The sequence below is a fragment of the Caulobacter sp. P4_E5 genome, from assembly GCF_056401555.1.
Window position 1 is genome coordinate 21,187 of sequence record NZ_JBFUJD010000020.1, and the last position, 13,806, is coordinate 34,992.

The following is a 13,806-nucleotide window of genomic DNA, read 5'->3' on the forward strand; positions in this document are numbered from 1 at the left end:
ATGCAGGGGCTGATGCAGCATGGGGCGCTGACCCTCGACAAGATCATCGACCATGCCGCCCAATGGCATGGTGGCCGCGAGGTGGTCAGCCGTTCGGTCGAGGGGCCGATCGTGCGCACGACCTACGCCCAGATCCACGAGCGGGCCAAGCGCGTCTCCAACGCCCTGCTGGCCCTGGGGATCAAGCCCGGCGATCGGGTCGGGACCCTGGCCTGGAACACCGGCCGCCACATGGAGGCCTGGTACGGCATCATGGGCATCGGGGCTGTGTGCCACACCCTGAACCCGCGCCTGTTCCCCGAGCAGATCGCCTGGATCGCCGACCACGCCGGCGACCGGGTGATCTTCACCGACCTGACCTTCCTGCCGATCCTCCAAGCGGTCCTGCCGCGCCTGCCGCATGTCGAGCAGGTGGTGGTGTTCACCGATCGTGAGCATATGCCGGCCGAGTTTCCGCTGGCCGGCGAGGCGCCGCACTTCAAGGGCCTGCTGGCCTATGAGGACCTGATCGAGCAGCACCACGCCGACTGCGCCTGGGGCGGGTTCGACGAGGGTACGGCCGCGGGCCTGTGCTACACCTCGGGCACGACCGGCGATCCCAAGGGCGTGCTGTATTCGCACCGCTCGAACTTCCTGCACACCTTCATCACCTTGCAGCCCGACGTGATGGGCCTGTCGCAGAACGACGTGGTCCTGCCGGTGGTGCCGATGTTCCACGCCAATGCGTGGGGCGTGGCGTTCTCGGCTCCGGGGACCGGCGCCAAGATGGTGATGCCGGGCGCCAGGATGGACGGCGCCTCGATCTATGAATTGCTGGATACCGAGGGCGTGACCTTCTCGGCCGCCGTGCCCACCGTCTGGCAGATGCTGCTGCAGCACCTGAAGAGCACCGGCGCCAAGCTGCCGACCCTGAAGAAGGTGGTGATCGGCGGGGCGGCCTGTCCCGAGAGCATCATCCGCGCCTTCCAGGAGGATTACGACGTCGAGGTGGTCCACGCCTGGGGGATGACCGAGACCTCGCCCGTCGGGACGCTGTCGGTGATGACCGACGAGCTGGCCAAGCTGCCCTACGACCAGCAGATGCCGTATCGCCTGAAGCAGGGCCGGCCGCCGCTGGGCGTCGAGCTGTGCCTGACTGACGACGAGGGCAAGCTGCTGCCGCACGACGGCCACGCCTTCGGCCACCTGAAGATCCGGGGTCCGATCATCGCCGCCGAGTACTTCCGGGGCGCGGGCGGCAAGATCCTGGACGACGACGGCTTCTTCGACACCGGCGACATCGCCACGATCGACGACCACGGCTTCATGCAGATCACCGACCGCGCCAAGGACGTGGTGAAATCCGGTGGCGAGTGGATCAGCACGATCGAGATCGAGAACATCGCCGTCGGCCATCCCAAGGTCGCCCTGGCCGCGGTGGTCGGCGCGGCCCATCCCAAGTGGGACGAGCGTCCGGTGCTGCTGATCAAGCTGAAGGACGGCGAGACGGCCACGAAAGAGGAGTTCATCGACTACCTCCAGGGCAAGATCGCCAAGTGGTGGATGCCCGACGACGTGCTGTTCGTCGACGAGATCCCGCTGGGGGCGACCGGCAAGATCGACAAGAAGCTGATCCGCAAGCGCCTGGCCGACGAGGGCTACAAGCTGCCGGAGACGCCGGTGCAGCCGACCCCGGCCCCCGAGCCGGCCGTGGCCCTCGAGACCGTGGCCCCGACCCTGGCGGCCGCCGACGGGGCTCATGCCTCGGTGATCTACGCGCCGGACCCGCCACAGGAGGTCGAGCCCAAGCCTGAAGACCTGGAGGCCCAGCCCCTTTCGGCTACGGACACGATCATCGCCGAAGCCGCCGCGATCGCCGCCGCTGGGGCGCTAGCCAAGTCCGCCGAGCCGGCGCCCGAGGCCGAAGCCACCATCATCGCGTCGCCGCCCATCCCGCCACAGCCCGAGCCGCCGCTGCGCCTGCACGAACCGTCCAAGGCCGAGCCGGCGACGATCAAGCCGGTAACGGGTGAGACCTCCGAGCCCTTGCCGTTCGCCATGCCCATCACGCCGGGCAAGCGCGGCAAGGCGAAGGCCGCGAAGAGCTCCGGCAAGGCCTCGGGCAAGCCGCCGGCCTGGGCTCGACTTTATCTGGACCTGGCGATCTTGGTCGCCTTGGCGCCCGCCATCCTGGCCGGCGGCGGCGCGCTGGGCGTCAAGCTGGGCTTGATCGGCCTGCCGCTGGGCTACACGGCCATGACCCTGGACTGGGCGCCGAAGCTGGCCTTCGTCAGTGTCGCCACCAGCCTGCTGGGCTTGGTCATCGGCCTGGTCGGCGGCTTCGCCCGCCTATGGAAGGCGGCGGCCCTGGCCCTGGTGATCACGGCCGCCACCTTCGCGGTGATGTACGGGGCCAAGGCGCTGGTGGGCCAGTCGCCGCCCATCCACGACGTCTCGACCGACTGGAAGACGCCGCTGGCGTTCTCGGACGCGGCCATGGCGGCGCGCGGCGGTTCGGCCGAACAGGTCGATGACGATCCCAGCCTACCGGTCGGCTCGGCCGCCTATGCGGGCCGGCGCCTGGCCGAGATCAATGCCGAGACCTGTCCGGCGGCCCGTCCCCTGGTCAGCGCGCGCGCGCCGGGCGACGCCTATGAAGCGGTGAAGGCGGCGGTGATGGCCTCGGGCATGACCCTGGTCACCGACGATCCGGTGGACGGGCGCCTGGAAGCCACGGCCCGCAGCTTCTGGTACGGACTGACCGACGACCTGATCGTGCGGGTGCGCCCCGACGCCGAGGGCTCGCGCCTGGACATGCGCTCGATCGGCCGCGACGCGGGCCCCGACCAGGGCCGCAACTGCGCGCGGATCGGCGAGCTGATCAAGGCGGTGAGGGGGTAGGCCAAACTGTCATCCCGGGCGTAGCGCAGCGAAGACCCGGGACCGCAACAAACTCAGAGCTTCCGGCGGTCCCGGCTCGGCGCGCTTCGCGCTTGGCCGGGATGACAGGTTATTTGAGCCGATACGCCGTATCGATCCCCGGCGCCCCCTCCGCCACGACCCGCCCTTCCCGGACCAGCTGGATCATGTGGGCCAGCACCGAGTGGGCGGCGGCCGGGTGCAGGCGGGGGTCCACGGCGGCGTAGAGGCTGGGCACCATGGCCTTGATGGTCGTGAAGCCCGCGCCAAGGGCCTCCAGGATCTGGGCCTCGCGCGCCCGGCGGTGGGCGATATAGGCGTCGACGAACGGCGCGACCTGGCGCACCGGGGCGCCGTGGGTCGGCCACAGGGTGTCGAAGTTCCGCGCCCGCACCTTTTCCAGGCTGGCGAAGTAGTCGCCCATGTCGCCGTCGGGCGGCGTGATCACCGTGGTCGACCAGCCCATGATGTGGTCGCCGCTGAACAGGGCGTTTTCTTCCCGCAGCGCGAAACAGACGTGGTTGGAGGTGTGGCCGGGCGTGGTCACCGCCTCCAACGTCCAGCCGGGACCCGACAGCACGTCGCCGTCGGCGAGCTCGACGTGGGGCCGGAAGCGGCCGTCGGCGCCTTCCTCCAGGCCTGGAGACGCGGCCTCGCAACGGTCCGGCGGCGCCGCCCGGCCATAGACCTTGGCGCCGAACGCCTCGGCCAGGGGGTGGGCGAGGGGAGAGTGGTCCAGGTGATGGTGGGTGACCAGCACGTGGGTCACCCGTTCGCCGTCCAGGGCGTTCTTCAGCGCCTCGAAATGCTCGGGCTGGTCCGGACCCGGGTCGATCACCGCCACCTCGCCCCGACCGACGATGTAGACGCCGGTGCCGGTATAGGTGAACGGGCCCGGATTGCGGGCGATCACCCGCCGGATCAACGGCGAGACCCGATCGCGGCGCCCGTATTCGAAGTCCAGCTCGCGGACGAAGGGGATCATCGGAACGCTCCTTCCCGGATTGGTGGCCGCCGCGTACGGCGCCGGTCTTGCGCTGGAGCCCTCCAGTAACCCTGGAAGGACTGGCCATGACGGCGGACGCGGCGATTTTTGTCTCGAAACGGCTCCAGCGCGCGGCCTTCGCCATCCTGTGTATCATTCTGGCCCAGTTCGTCCTGGCCAGCTGCCAGGCCGAACCCACACCGATGGCGGCCCGCGAGTCGGTCGCCTTTTAAGCCTAGCCGGGCAGCACGCCCGATAAGTCGTAGCCCGCTTCACGGCCCTGGTTGACCAGGGTCTCGCGATCCTCGCCCGCCAACGCCTGGCCGATCGACCAGGTGATGATCGAGCGCGTGCCCGAGCGGCAGAAGGCCAGGACCGGCCCATTCGCCGCCTCGACCGCGGCGCGCACGGCGTCGACCTGGTCCTGGGTCGGTCCACCGCGCACCGGCACATGCAGATAGTCCAGGCCCGCCGCCCGCGCCGCCGCCTCGATCGCCGCGCCGGACGGCTGGCTGGGGTCCTCGCCATCGGGGCGGTTGTTGATCACCAGCACGAATCCCTCGGCCGCGGCCCGGGCCATGTCGGCCTCGGTGACCTGCGGGCTGACGGAGAGGGAGTCGGTGACGCGTCGGAAATCGCTCATGGGTTCGCCGGAACAAGATTGCGCGGCGCACGCCGCCGCCGCCGCATCTTCGCGACCGGCGGGCGCCTAGGCAATGGTCACTGCTGTCTATGCGCGTGCGCGCGAAACGAGCTTTGCTGAAAGGAATGTGCCCGTTTCACGCCAAAGATTAAAAAACTTTTATTCTTGCCGCGTTGGTCGTGGAACGAATTAGCGGTTGTCAACCAGGTCTGGGTATGTTGTCGCAAAGAATTCTTCGAAATACGAATTCCGAAAACAGCGTTCTGATTAGGCGAAATTACCCCGAAAAAACAAGTGCGTGATCAATATCATCCACGCTTTTGCGTGGGCGGAGTATCTACAGTGAGCGCTGATCTTTCGAAAAGCGGCGACCCTGTGGCGATTTTGCGACAGGGAGTGGCGATGTGGATTACAAATTTGCAATGACAATTGACCCTCGGTGGCGCGCCCCCCTAACGTCGCCCTAACCGGGGAAATGTTTCCGGGACACCAGTGATCTCGTGGCGCCGTTAGGCGGATTTCCGCTCCAGGTCGGACAAAGTTTCTAGAGGGGTTTTTGTCCGGTCTGCCGCCCAGCGCCACGCTCAGAGGGGATTTTTATGAGCAACCATTCCACCAAGGGTAGCGCGCGCGCGCGTCTGCTAACATCGACGCTGCTCGCGGGTCTCGCGATCGCGGCGCCGATCGCGGTCACGACGATCGCGACCACGATCCCGACCATGGCTTTGGCGCAGGACTATACGAGCGGCACGCTGAACGGCCGCGTCCTGGACTCGGCCGGCGCTCCCGTCGCCGGCGCGGCGGTGACCGTCAAGTCGCAGCAGACGGGCGTTACGCAGAACTCGACGACCGACGGCAACGGCGCCTTCCGCGCGCCGCTGATCCCGACCGGCGCCTATACGGTGACGGTCTCGAAGGACGGCTTCCAGCCCAGCAACAACGCCGGCCTCGCGGTCCGCGCTGGCGGTGAGTCGAACTACACCTTCACCATGGCCGCGACCGGCGAGGTGTCCGAGGTGGTGATCACGGCCACGGCTCGGCCGGAGCTGGACTTCTCGCAAACCACGACCGGCCTGGCCGTGGACGTCGAACAACTCGTGAAGTCGGTCCCGGTGGTTCGCAGCGCCCAGGGTCTGGCCCTGCTCGCGCCCGGCGCGATCCAAGGCGCGGCTGGCAACTATGCGGGCCAAGTCGCCGTCGGCGGCGCCTCGGTGTCGGAGAATGCCTTCTTCATCAACGGCCTGAACATCACCAACTTCAACACCTACCTCGGCGGCGCGAACGTGCCGTTCGACTTCTACAAGACGTTTGAAGTGAAGACCGGCGGCTATCCCGCCGAGTTCGGCCGCGCGACCGGCGGTGTCATCACGGCCACGACCAAGTCGGGCACCAACGATTTCATGTTCGCCGTTCACGGCAACTATGAGCCGAACAAGTGGCGGTCCGACCAGAAGGACAGCTACCTGAACGCGGGCAACCACCTGAAGCGCAGCTCCAAGGACCTGATCTTCGAAGCCGGCGGCCCGATCATCAAGGACCACCTGTTCCTCTATGCGATGACGCAACTGCGCAGCCTGGAAACCAACCCGACCGCGGCCACCCGCTCGACCGCCGCCACCACGGCTAGAGAGACGGCGAACCCGAACGGCGCCGAGAACCTCACCGTCGACAATTCGGGCCAGGCTTTCTACGGGGCCAAGCTCGACGCCTATCTCACGTCGCGTCAGCACCTGGAAGCCACCTACTTCCGCACCAACGACGTCACCAAGCGYCGCGTCTACGGCTACAACCAGTTCACCGATAAGGTCGGCACCCTGAAGTCGGGCTCGAACTTCCCGACGGGCGGCGAGAACTTCGTGTTCAAGTACACGGGCTCGTTCACCGACTGGTTCACCCTGTCGGCCGCCTACGGCCGCAACCAGGACAACCTTGCGGTCCTGCCGCTGAACACCACCGACCCGCTCGTGCAAGACCAACGCAGCGGCACCGCGTCGACGATCAGCCAACAGTCGGTCTCGGCCATCCAGCAGCCCTACAAGACCAAGCGCAACTTCTATCGCGTCGACGCCGACCTCTATTTCGATCTCGTGGGCACGCACCACATCCGGGGCGGCTACGACCACGAAGACGACTATCTGACCCACTTCTCGAAATACACCGGCAACGCATCGTACCTCTACAAGACCGCGGTCGCGGGTAACGCCCTCGGCCTCGCCGCAGGGACGCAGTTCATCGAAGCCCGTACCTTCATCTCGGGCGGCAACTTCGACGGCGAGAACAAGGCTTGGTACGTCCAGGATTCCTGGACGCCCGTTCGTGGCCTGACGTTCAACCTCGGGGTTCGCAGCGACAGCTTCAAGCAGGCGGGTTCGAACGGCGTCATCTTCGCCAACCTGAAGAACAACATCGCCCCGCGCATCGGCGTCACCTGGGATCCCACCGGCGAAGGTCGCGACAAGCTGTTCGTGAACTACGGCAAGTACTTCCTGCCGATCGCCGGCAACACGGCCTACCGCCAGGCGGCGGGCACCTACGACTTCACCTCGCGCTACTACAATACCGCGGGTTATACGCCGAACCCGACGACCGGTCTGCCGACCGGCGGGCTCGGAACCCAACTCGTCGGCTACACGGGCGCTCGCGCCTGTATCGCCGGCGGCGCCTCGGCCGCGGGCGTGATCGGCTGTACCTACCAGAACGATGGTTCGTTCTACGCCGCCGACCAGCAGCACAGCAAAGAGCTGAAGGCGACGGAAGAAGACGAGTACATCATCGGCTACAGCCACAAGTTCGATAACCTGTGGACCGTCGGCGTGAGCTTGACCTATCGGAACCTGCTCGAGGGCGCCGACGACGTGGCCATCGACTACGCCGTGCGCGCCTACTGCAAGCAAAAGGGTCTTTCCCTGGCGCCGGGCGGCGGCTGCGACAACTACGACGGTACGCTGAACGACTACGCGATCATCAACCCGGGCTCGGCCGCGACCGTTCGCCTGCAGAACCCGCTGTCCTCGACGGGCACCGATCTGCCGACGATCACCTTCACGGCCGATCAGCTCGGCTACCCGAAGGCCAAGCGTGAATACACCGCGCTCGACTTCACCTTCGATCGCGCCTTCGACGGGAAGTGGGGCTTCCACGGCACCTACACCCTGTCGGAGCTGAAGGGGAACTACGAAGGCTCGTCGTACAGCGACTACGCCAGCGGCCAGGCGGACTCGGGCATCACCCTGCAATTCGACACGCCCACCCTGGTCGAAGGCGCCTACGGCCTGCTGCCGAACCACCACGCCCACGTCTTCAAGGGCTATGGTTCGTACCAGCTGTTCGAGGGCCTGCTGCTCGGCGCCAGCGGCACGATCATCTCGCCCCGCCGGGTGGGCTGCATCGGCTACGACCCGAACGACCCGATCCTGGAAAACAACTACGGTCCGTCGTTCGCCCACTACTGCGGTGGGAAACTGGTGCCGCAAGGCAAGGGCGTCAGCACGCCTTGGACGAGCTCGATCGACGCCTCGCTGCGCTACACAGTGCCGAAGTTCGTCCCCTACCAGGGCGACCTTGTCCTGCGCGTAGACGTCTTCAACGTCTTCAACTCGCGCAAGGCGGTGAACGTCCAGAACGTCGCCGAGAACGGCACCGTGCTCTACACGGCGCCCGCCTCCGGCAGCCCCCTCTCGGCGAGCCGCACCCCGGTGTTCGGCCAGCCGATCACCTTCCAGACGCCGCGTTATGTTCGCGTCGGCTTCGACCTGACCTTCTAAGAAGCGACGGACTAGACCTGAAGATGGCGGCGGGCTCCGAAAGGGGCCCGCCGTTTTCTTTTGGGCGGACATTCGAAACCCCTCTCTCTGAGAGAGAGGGGGGGTGAGAGGTTATAATCTTGCCGAATGAAGCTCCGACCAAGTCTGCGTTCGGTCTTGTCGCCACAGCGAAGGCTTAAATTCGCCCGTCTGCATGCCTGCTGAAGGCGCTGGGTTCTTTCCGGTGAGGGTGAAACCTCTCACCCTCCCACCGCCTGCGGCGGCGGGCCCCTCCCTCTCTCTATGAGAGAGGGGTTTTGCGTACGCTCTCCACCCCAGAACCAGACGCGAAAAAGGCCGCCCGGCGAACCGGGCGGCCTTCGTCGTTTCGAGACCGCTACGGGTCTAGCGCAGCGGCGTATCCGCCAGCACCGAAGCGCCGCCCGGGGCCGCGCGCAGGCGGGCATGCGCCATCTCGTCCAGGATCGCCTGCGAGCGCGGATCGCCCAGCACCCAGGCGGCGGCCGCCAGGGTCTTGGCCGAGGTCTCGCTGACGCCCAGGAAGCGCTCGAACGCTTCGAACGGCGACTTGCCGCCGTCCATCCGCTTCAGGCGGACGTCGCCGTCCAGCTTGGCCAGGGCCTTGGCCTTGTCGACGGCCTGGTAGAAGCCGCCCAGCTCGTCGACCAGGCCCAGCTGCTTGGCCTGCTCGCCGGTCCAGACGCGGCCCTTGGCGATCTCGCGCACCCGCTCGGGCGGCAGCTTGCGCCCCTCGGCCACGCGGCTGATGAAGCCGGCATAGATGCGGTCCATCCAGCCGGCGAACTTGGCGCGCTGGTCCGGCGTGAAGCCCTCGGCCGAGCCGAAGGCCTCGGAATAGGCGCCGCCGACGTGCAGGTCCTTGGTGTCGACGCCGAAGCGCGACAGGGCGCCGCCCAGGGCGAACTTGCCGCCATAGACGCCGATCGACCCGGTCAGGGTCGAGGGCTGGGCGACGATCGCATTGGCCTGGCTGGAGATCCAGTAGCCGCCCGAGGCCGCGTAGGTGCCCATGCTGACCACGACGGGCTTGCCGGCCGCCTTGGCGTTCTTCATGGCCGCCAGGATCTGTTCGGAGGCCGTGTCCGAGCCGCCAGGCGAGGAGACCCGGAAGACGATCGCCTTGACGTCCTTGTCCTCGGTCGCGTCGCGGAAGGCCTTGGCCACGTCGTCGGAATAGACGTTGCTGTCGCCGCCGAACGGGCCGCCGCCGCCGCCCGCGCCGGTGACGATCGCGCCCTCGGCCCCGATCACGGCGATGGCCGGGCCGGTCTTCACCGTCGGCGGCTTGGAGCGGCTGGCATAGTCGTCGAAGTCGACCAGCTTGGCGCCCTTGCCCGCCTTGTCGAGGGCGAAGGCCTGGATGTCGCTGACCTGGCCGACCTTGTCGATCAGGCCCTTGGCCTGCGCCTCCTGGGCGCTGTAGGGGCCGTCTTCCATGGTCTTGGTCAGCAGGGCCGGGTCCTTGTGGCGGTCGACGGCGGCGCTGGTCAGGGCCGTGCGATAGACCGAGCCCATCCACGACAGCGTCGATTCCCGGTGGGCCGGAGTGTAGTCGCTATAGAGGTACGGGTTCACCGCGTTCTTGTACTCGTAGCGCTGCTCGTACTCGGCCTTGACGCCGTACTTGTCGAAGAAGCGCTTGAAGAACATCGACTCCGACGAGACGCCGACGGCCTGGAAGCTCGAATCGGGCTGCATCCAGAACTCGCTGGTCGCCGCGCCCAGCATGTAGGTCGAGGTGATCATGCCCGAGGGATAGAGCCCCTGACTGTGGGCGTAGATTGGCTTTTTGCCGACTTCGCGGAAGTGCTTGAAGGCCAGGCGCAGCTCGTCGGCGGCGGCCGGGGCGACGCCGCCCTCGGGCAGGCGCACCAGGATCGCCTCGACCTTGTCGTCCTTCTCGGCGCGACGCAGCGTCTCGATGATCGACATCACCGAGTCGCCGCCGCCGCCGCTGAGGGCCGCGAACGGGCTCTTGGGCGCCTGGTCCGACAGGCCGCCGCGCAGGTCCAGCTGCAGCACGGTGTGGGTGGGAACGGGCGCGGGCCGCGCGGCGCCGGCGGCCATCACGATCAGCAGGAAAGGCACTCCGACCACGAACAACAAAAGGCCGACGAAGACGCCGGCGACGGTCAGGAAGAACTGCTTCATCGGAGGTCCTGCTTGCGAAAACGCCGACAAGCTAACCGCTGTTCTGGTTGCGACCAAATGAAGAGCGCGCAACGAAACGGGTCTTGGCCGGCGCACAGGCCAAACGCCGCTTTCGCGGCGTTTAAGCTTCTGTTTCTTGGCAGGTTTCCCGCTTCTGGCTAGCGGGGGAGAAATGGTCGGAGTGGCAGGATTCGAACCTGCGACCCCTGCGTCCCGAACGCAGTGCTCTACCAGACTGAGCCACACTCCGACTTGGAGGCCGGCCTTATAGGAGGGCGTTCCGGAGGGCGCAAGCGCCTTTTTCGCGGTTCGTGTGACGGCTGGAAAAAACTTCTGAAAAGTCCCGTTGCATCCGTCCGACTCGTGCGCTATCTCCACCGCCTCGCCGGGCCCTGACGGGTCTCGCCGTTCCTGCTGGGGAATGGTGTAATGGTAACACTGCGGTTTTTGGTACCGTCATTCTAGGTTCGAGTCCTAGTTCCCCAGCCACTTCTCCCCGCCAATAGTCCGCTCTTCTTGCCGCCGCCAGGATATCCGGGGAGCTCGACGAGCATGATCGCCCCGCGCGGGATCCGTCGCGCTTTCTCGATACCGCGGTCTGGTCGGTCAAGCTTGATCGGATGACCAGTCATATGGTCACGAACCGCCCCCGATCCCGGCCTGGTGACGATCGAACATTCCGGCTGATAGGTGCAGATGCGCAATTGTCGAGTCGCCAAGGCGACGGGTGAAGACGACAGGCGTGTCCGTGGTCTTTCGTGCCGCCGCCAGCTGGTCGCGCGCCGGTATTTGTCCGGTAAAGCCTCCGATGGTCTCAAGTCGAGTTCGCAGTTGCGAGATAGAGCAGCGCACGCAAGGGTTTAGCTTCCGGTTTCGCGTTCAAGAACGACGTTGTCATCCGTATAGTTGACGAAAATTCGCCTCGTTGAACCCGCTGGTCGATAGTCGATTGTTACGAGAATTCACGAAGTCAGATGAGAATCTGGCCTCGAACTACTTGTGTTTCTGATGCTAGGGTGTATTTGCGGATAAAAGGGGAATGGAGTTATAATCGTGGAAGACAAAGCTACCCTGATCGAGCTTACGGCTGAAATCGTGGCCAACTATGTGGCCAATAACGTCACGCCAGTTTCGGAACTTCCGGCGTTGATCCGCGCTACGCATGACGCTCTGGCTGGTATTGGCGCGCCGCCCGCGCCGACCGTCGAAGCCGTAAGCAAGGCGACGCCGGCTCAAATCCGCAAGAGCATCACACCAGAGGCCCTGATCAGCTTCGAGGACGGCAAGCCGTACAAGACGCTGAAGCGCCACCTGACCACCCACGGCATGACCGTGGCCGAGTACAAGGCCAAGTGGGGCCTGCCGAACGACTATCCCACGACCGCGCCCGCCTATAGCGAAGCGCGCTCGAAGATGGCCAAGGCCCTGGGCCTGGGCCAGGGTGGTCGCAAGGGCAAGGCGGCGCCGCGCGGCCGCAAGGGCTGATCGGCTTCCAAAGCCTTCCAGACACGGAAAAGGGGACGCGGCGGGCGTCCCCTTTTTTATTGCCTGAAGCTAAGCCGCGCCGCGCGCTTCCGCCTCGCCTTCGCCGTCCAGCGACAGCACCTTGGCCAGGGCCTCGACCAGGCGCGGAATCTCGACCGGTTTGGCCACGAGGGCGTCCATGCCGGCCTCGGCATAGAGCGTCCGCTCGTGGGTCAGGACGCTGGCGGTGACGGCGATGATCGGGGTGCGGGGGCGGCCCGTGCGGCGCTCGCCTTCGCGGATCGCCTGGCTGGCCTGAACGCCGTCCATGACCGGCATATGCACGTCCATCAGGATGGCGTCCCAGCGGTCCTTCTCCCACATGGCCACGGCGTCGCGTCCGTCGACCGCGAAATGGCCGTCGACGCCCAGATGGCTCAGCAGGGTCAGCAGCACTGCGCGGTTGGTCTGGTTGTCGTCGACCACCAGGACCTTCGGCGCGGCCATGTCGTCGATCTCGGCCGGCGCGATGTCCAGGACGGGGGCGGCCGGCGCGGCGGCGACCTGGGGCATGGGAATGGTGATCGAGAAGCAGGCGCCGCCTTGGTCGGGGGCCGAGAAGCCGATGGTTCCTTCCATCAGCTCGACCAGCGTCTTGCAGATGGCCAGGCCCAGGCCCGAACCGCCGGCCCGGCGGGTGCTGGAGCTGTCCAGCTGGGCGAACTTGGTGAAGAGGCGGTCGCGCTGGTCTTCCGGGATGCCGACGCCGGTGTCGACGACCCGCGCCGACAGCGTTCGGTCGTCGCCCTCGATGATGATCCGGACTGAGCCGGCCTCGGTGAACTTCACGGCGTTGGAGATCAGGTTCGACAGCACCTGGCGCAGGCGCTCGGCGTCGCCGAGGCGCCAGCCGGCCGCCTCGGGGGCGATCTCCAGGCTGAACTCCAGGTCCTTGTCGCGGGCCAGACCGCCATAGAGCTGGCGCAGGGCGTCGAGCTGAGCGTTCAGGTCGAACGGCGCGGCGACGATCTCCATCTTGCCCGCCTCGATCTTGGAGATGTCGAGGATGGCGTTGATGACGCTGAGCAGCGACTGGCCCGAGGCGCTGATCGTGTCGAGCCGCCGGCGCTGATCGGCGTCCAGCGCGCCCGTACCCATGATCTGGGCCATGCCGAGCACACCGTTCAGCGGGGTGCGGATCTCGTGGCTCATGGTGGCCAGGAACTCGGTCTTGGCTCGATTGGCGGTCTCGGCGGCCAGGGCCAGGTCCTGGGCGGCGGTCTTGAGGCGGCGGTTCTCGGCCAGCTCATGCGCCAGCTCGGCGTTCAAGGCCTCACTGGCCAGGCGCGCGCGGACCTCGCGACCGACCACGCCGCGCATCAGGGCCGACATGCCGACCGCCGAGAAGGTGGCGGCGAAGCCCACGAACATGAACTGGTCGATGGTCTCCCGCGAGGCGTGGCGAGCGACCCAGGCCAGGCTGGCGATGGCGGCGGCCACACTGACCAGCGACACTCGCCGGCTGGGAGCCGAGGTCGCGAAGACCAGGGCCATCAGCACGAAATAGACCAGCTTCTGCGGTTCGAAATGCAGGGTCTGGTAGGCCAGGACATTGCTCAGGAACAGGGCGTTCATGCCCAGGACCACCGCCTCGAGCGGCCGACCCATGATGTGGCCGCGTCGTACGGCGATCCAGCTCCAGAACGCGTAGAGCGCCGAAGCCGCCGCCAGGCCTTCCAGCACCACCAGCGCCAGGCGCTGCTCGTAGAACGGGTGGGATAGACTGATCAGAACATAGTAAATCGCCGCGGCGATCAGGTAGCCGCGGGCGATCGGCACGTAGGCCTGCATCAGCGCGACCCTCGTCCGCTGGCGCTCAT

The 13,806-nt window shown here is 66.5% G+C and carries 8 protein-coding genes and 2 tRNA genes; 5 read left to right on the top strand and 5 right to left on the bottom strand.

The window, feature by feature from the left end; translation table 11 throughout:
• On the top strand, positions 1-2,880 hold the full coding sequence (locus AC1DSO_RS08820; protein WP_477068471.1) for a long-chain-fatty-acid--CoA ligase: 2,880 nt from the start codon (positions 1-3) through the stop codon (positions 2,878-2,880).
• Positions 2,881-2,989: 109 nt separating this feature from the next.
• Here the strand turns inward: AC1DSO_RS08820 and AC1DSO_RS08825 are convergent, their stop codons facing one another.
• Positions 2,990-3,883: an MBL fold metallo-hydrolase gene (locus tag AC1DSO_RS08825; RefSeq protein ID WP_477068472.1), complete on the bottom strand. Its 894-nt coding sequence runs from the start codon at positions 3,881-3,883 to the stop codon at positions 2,990-2,992.
• Positions 3,884-3,969: 86 nt separating this feature from the next.
• On the opposite strand from AC1DSO_RS08825, the gene AC1DSO_RS08830 reads away from it, so the two are divergent.
• Complete coding sequence (locus AC1DSO_RS08830; protein WP_477068473.1) at positions 3,970-4,116, top strand: hypothetical protein; 147 nt, start codon at positions 3,970-3,972, stop codon at positions 4,114-4,116.
• Between the two features lie 2 nt (positions 4,117-4,118).
• Here the strand turns inward: AC1DSO_RS08830 and AC1DSO_RS08835 are convergent, their stop codons facing one another.
• Positions 4,119-4,526, bottom strand: a complete 408-nt coding sequence (locus AC1DSO_RS08835; RefSeq protein WP_477068474.1) for a TIGR01244 family sulfur transferase — start codon at positions 4,524-4,526, stop codon at positions 4,119-4,121.
• A 599-nt stretch (positions 4,527-5,125) separates the two neighbouring features.
• Between AC1DSO_RS08835 and AC1DSO_RS08840 the strand changes: the two genes are divergently transcribed.
• Positions 5,126-8,290 carry a TonB-dependent receptor gene (locus tag AC1DSO_RS08840; protein WP_477068475.1) on the top strand — a complete coding sequence of 1,055 codons (3,165 nt, stop codon included), beginning with the start codon at positions 5,126-5,128 and terminating at the stop codon, positions 8,288-8,290.
• 384 nt (positions 8,291-8,674) lie between these two features.
• On the opposite strand, the gene sppA is transcribed toward AC1DSO_RS08840, so the two are convergent.
• Positions 8,675-10,462 carry a signal peptide peptidase SppA gene (gene sppA / locus AC1DSO_RS08845; RefSeq protein WP_477068476.1) on the bottom strand — a complete coding sequence of 596 codons (1,788 nt, stop codon included), beginning with the start codon at positions 10,460-10,462 and terminating at the stop codon, positions 8,675-8,677.
• A gap of 173 nt (positions 10,463-10,635) precedes the next feature.
• Positions 10,636-10,712 (bottom strand) — tRNA-Pro (locus AC1DSO_RS08850).
• Between the two features lie 165 nt (positions 10,713-10,877).
• On the opposite strand from AC1DSO_RS08850, the gene AC1DSO_RS08855 reads away from it, so the two are divergent.
• A tRNA-Gln gene (locus AC1DSO_RS08855) sits at positions 10,878-10,951 on the top strand.
• 564 nt (positions 10,952-11,515) lie between these two features.
• Positions 11,516-11,947, top strand: a complete 432-nt coding sequence (locus tag AC1DSO_RS08860) for a MucR family transcriptional regulator (protein WP_047410480.1) — start codon at positions 11,516-11,518, stop codon at positions 11,945-11,947.
• A 69-nt stretch (positions 11,948-12,016) separates the two neighbouring features.
• On the opposite strand, the gene AC1DSO_RS08865 is transcribed toward AC1DSO_RS08860, so the two are convergent.
• The gene (locus tag AC1DSO_RS08865; protein WP_477068477.1) at positions 12,017-13,777 is read right to left on the bottom strand and encodes an ATP-binding protein; all 1,761 of its coding nucleotides are present in this window, start codon (positions 13,775-13,777) and stop codon (positions 12,017-12,019) included.
• Between the last annotated feature and the right edge of the window lie 29 nt (positions 13,778-13,806).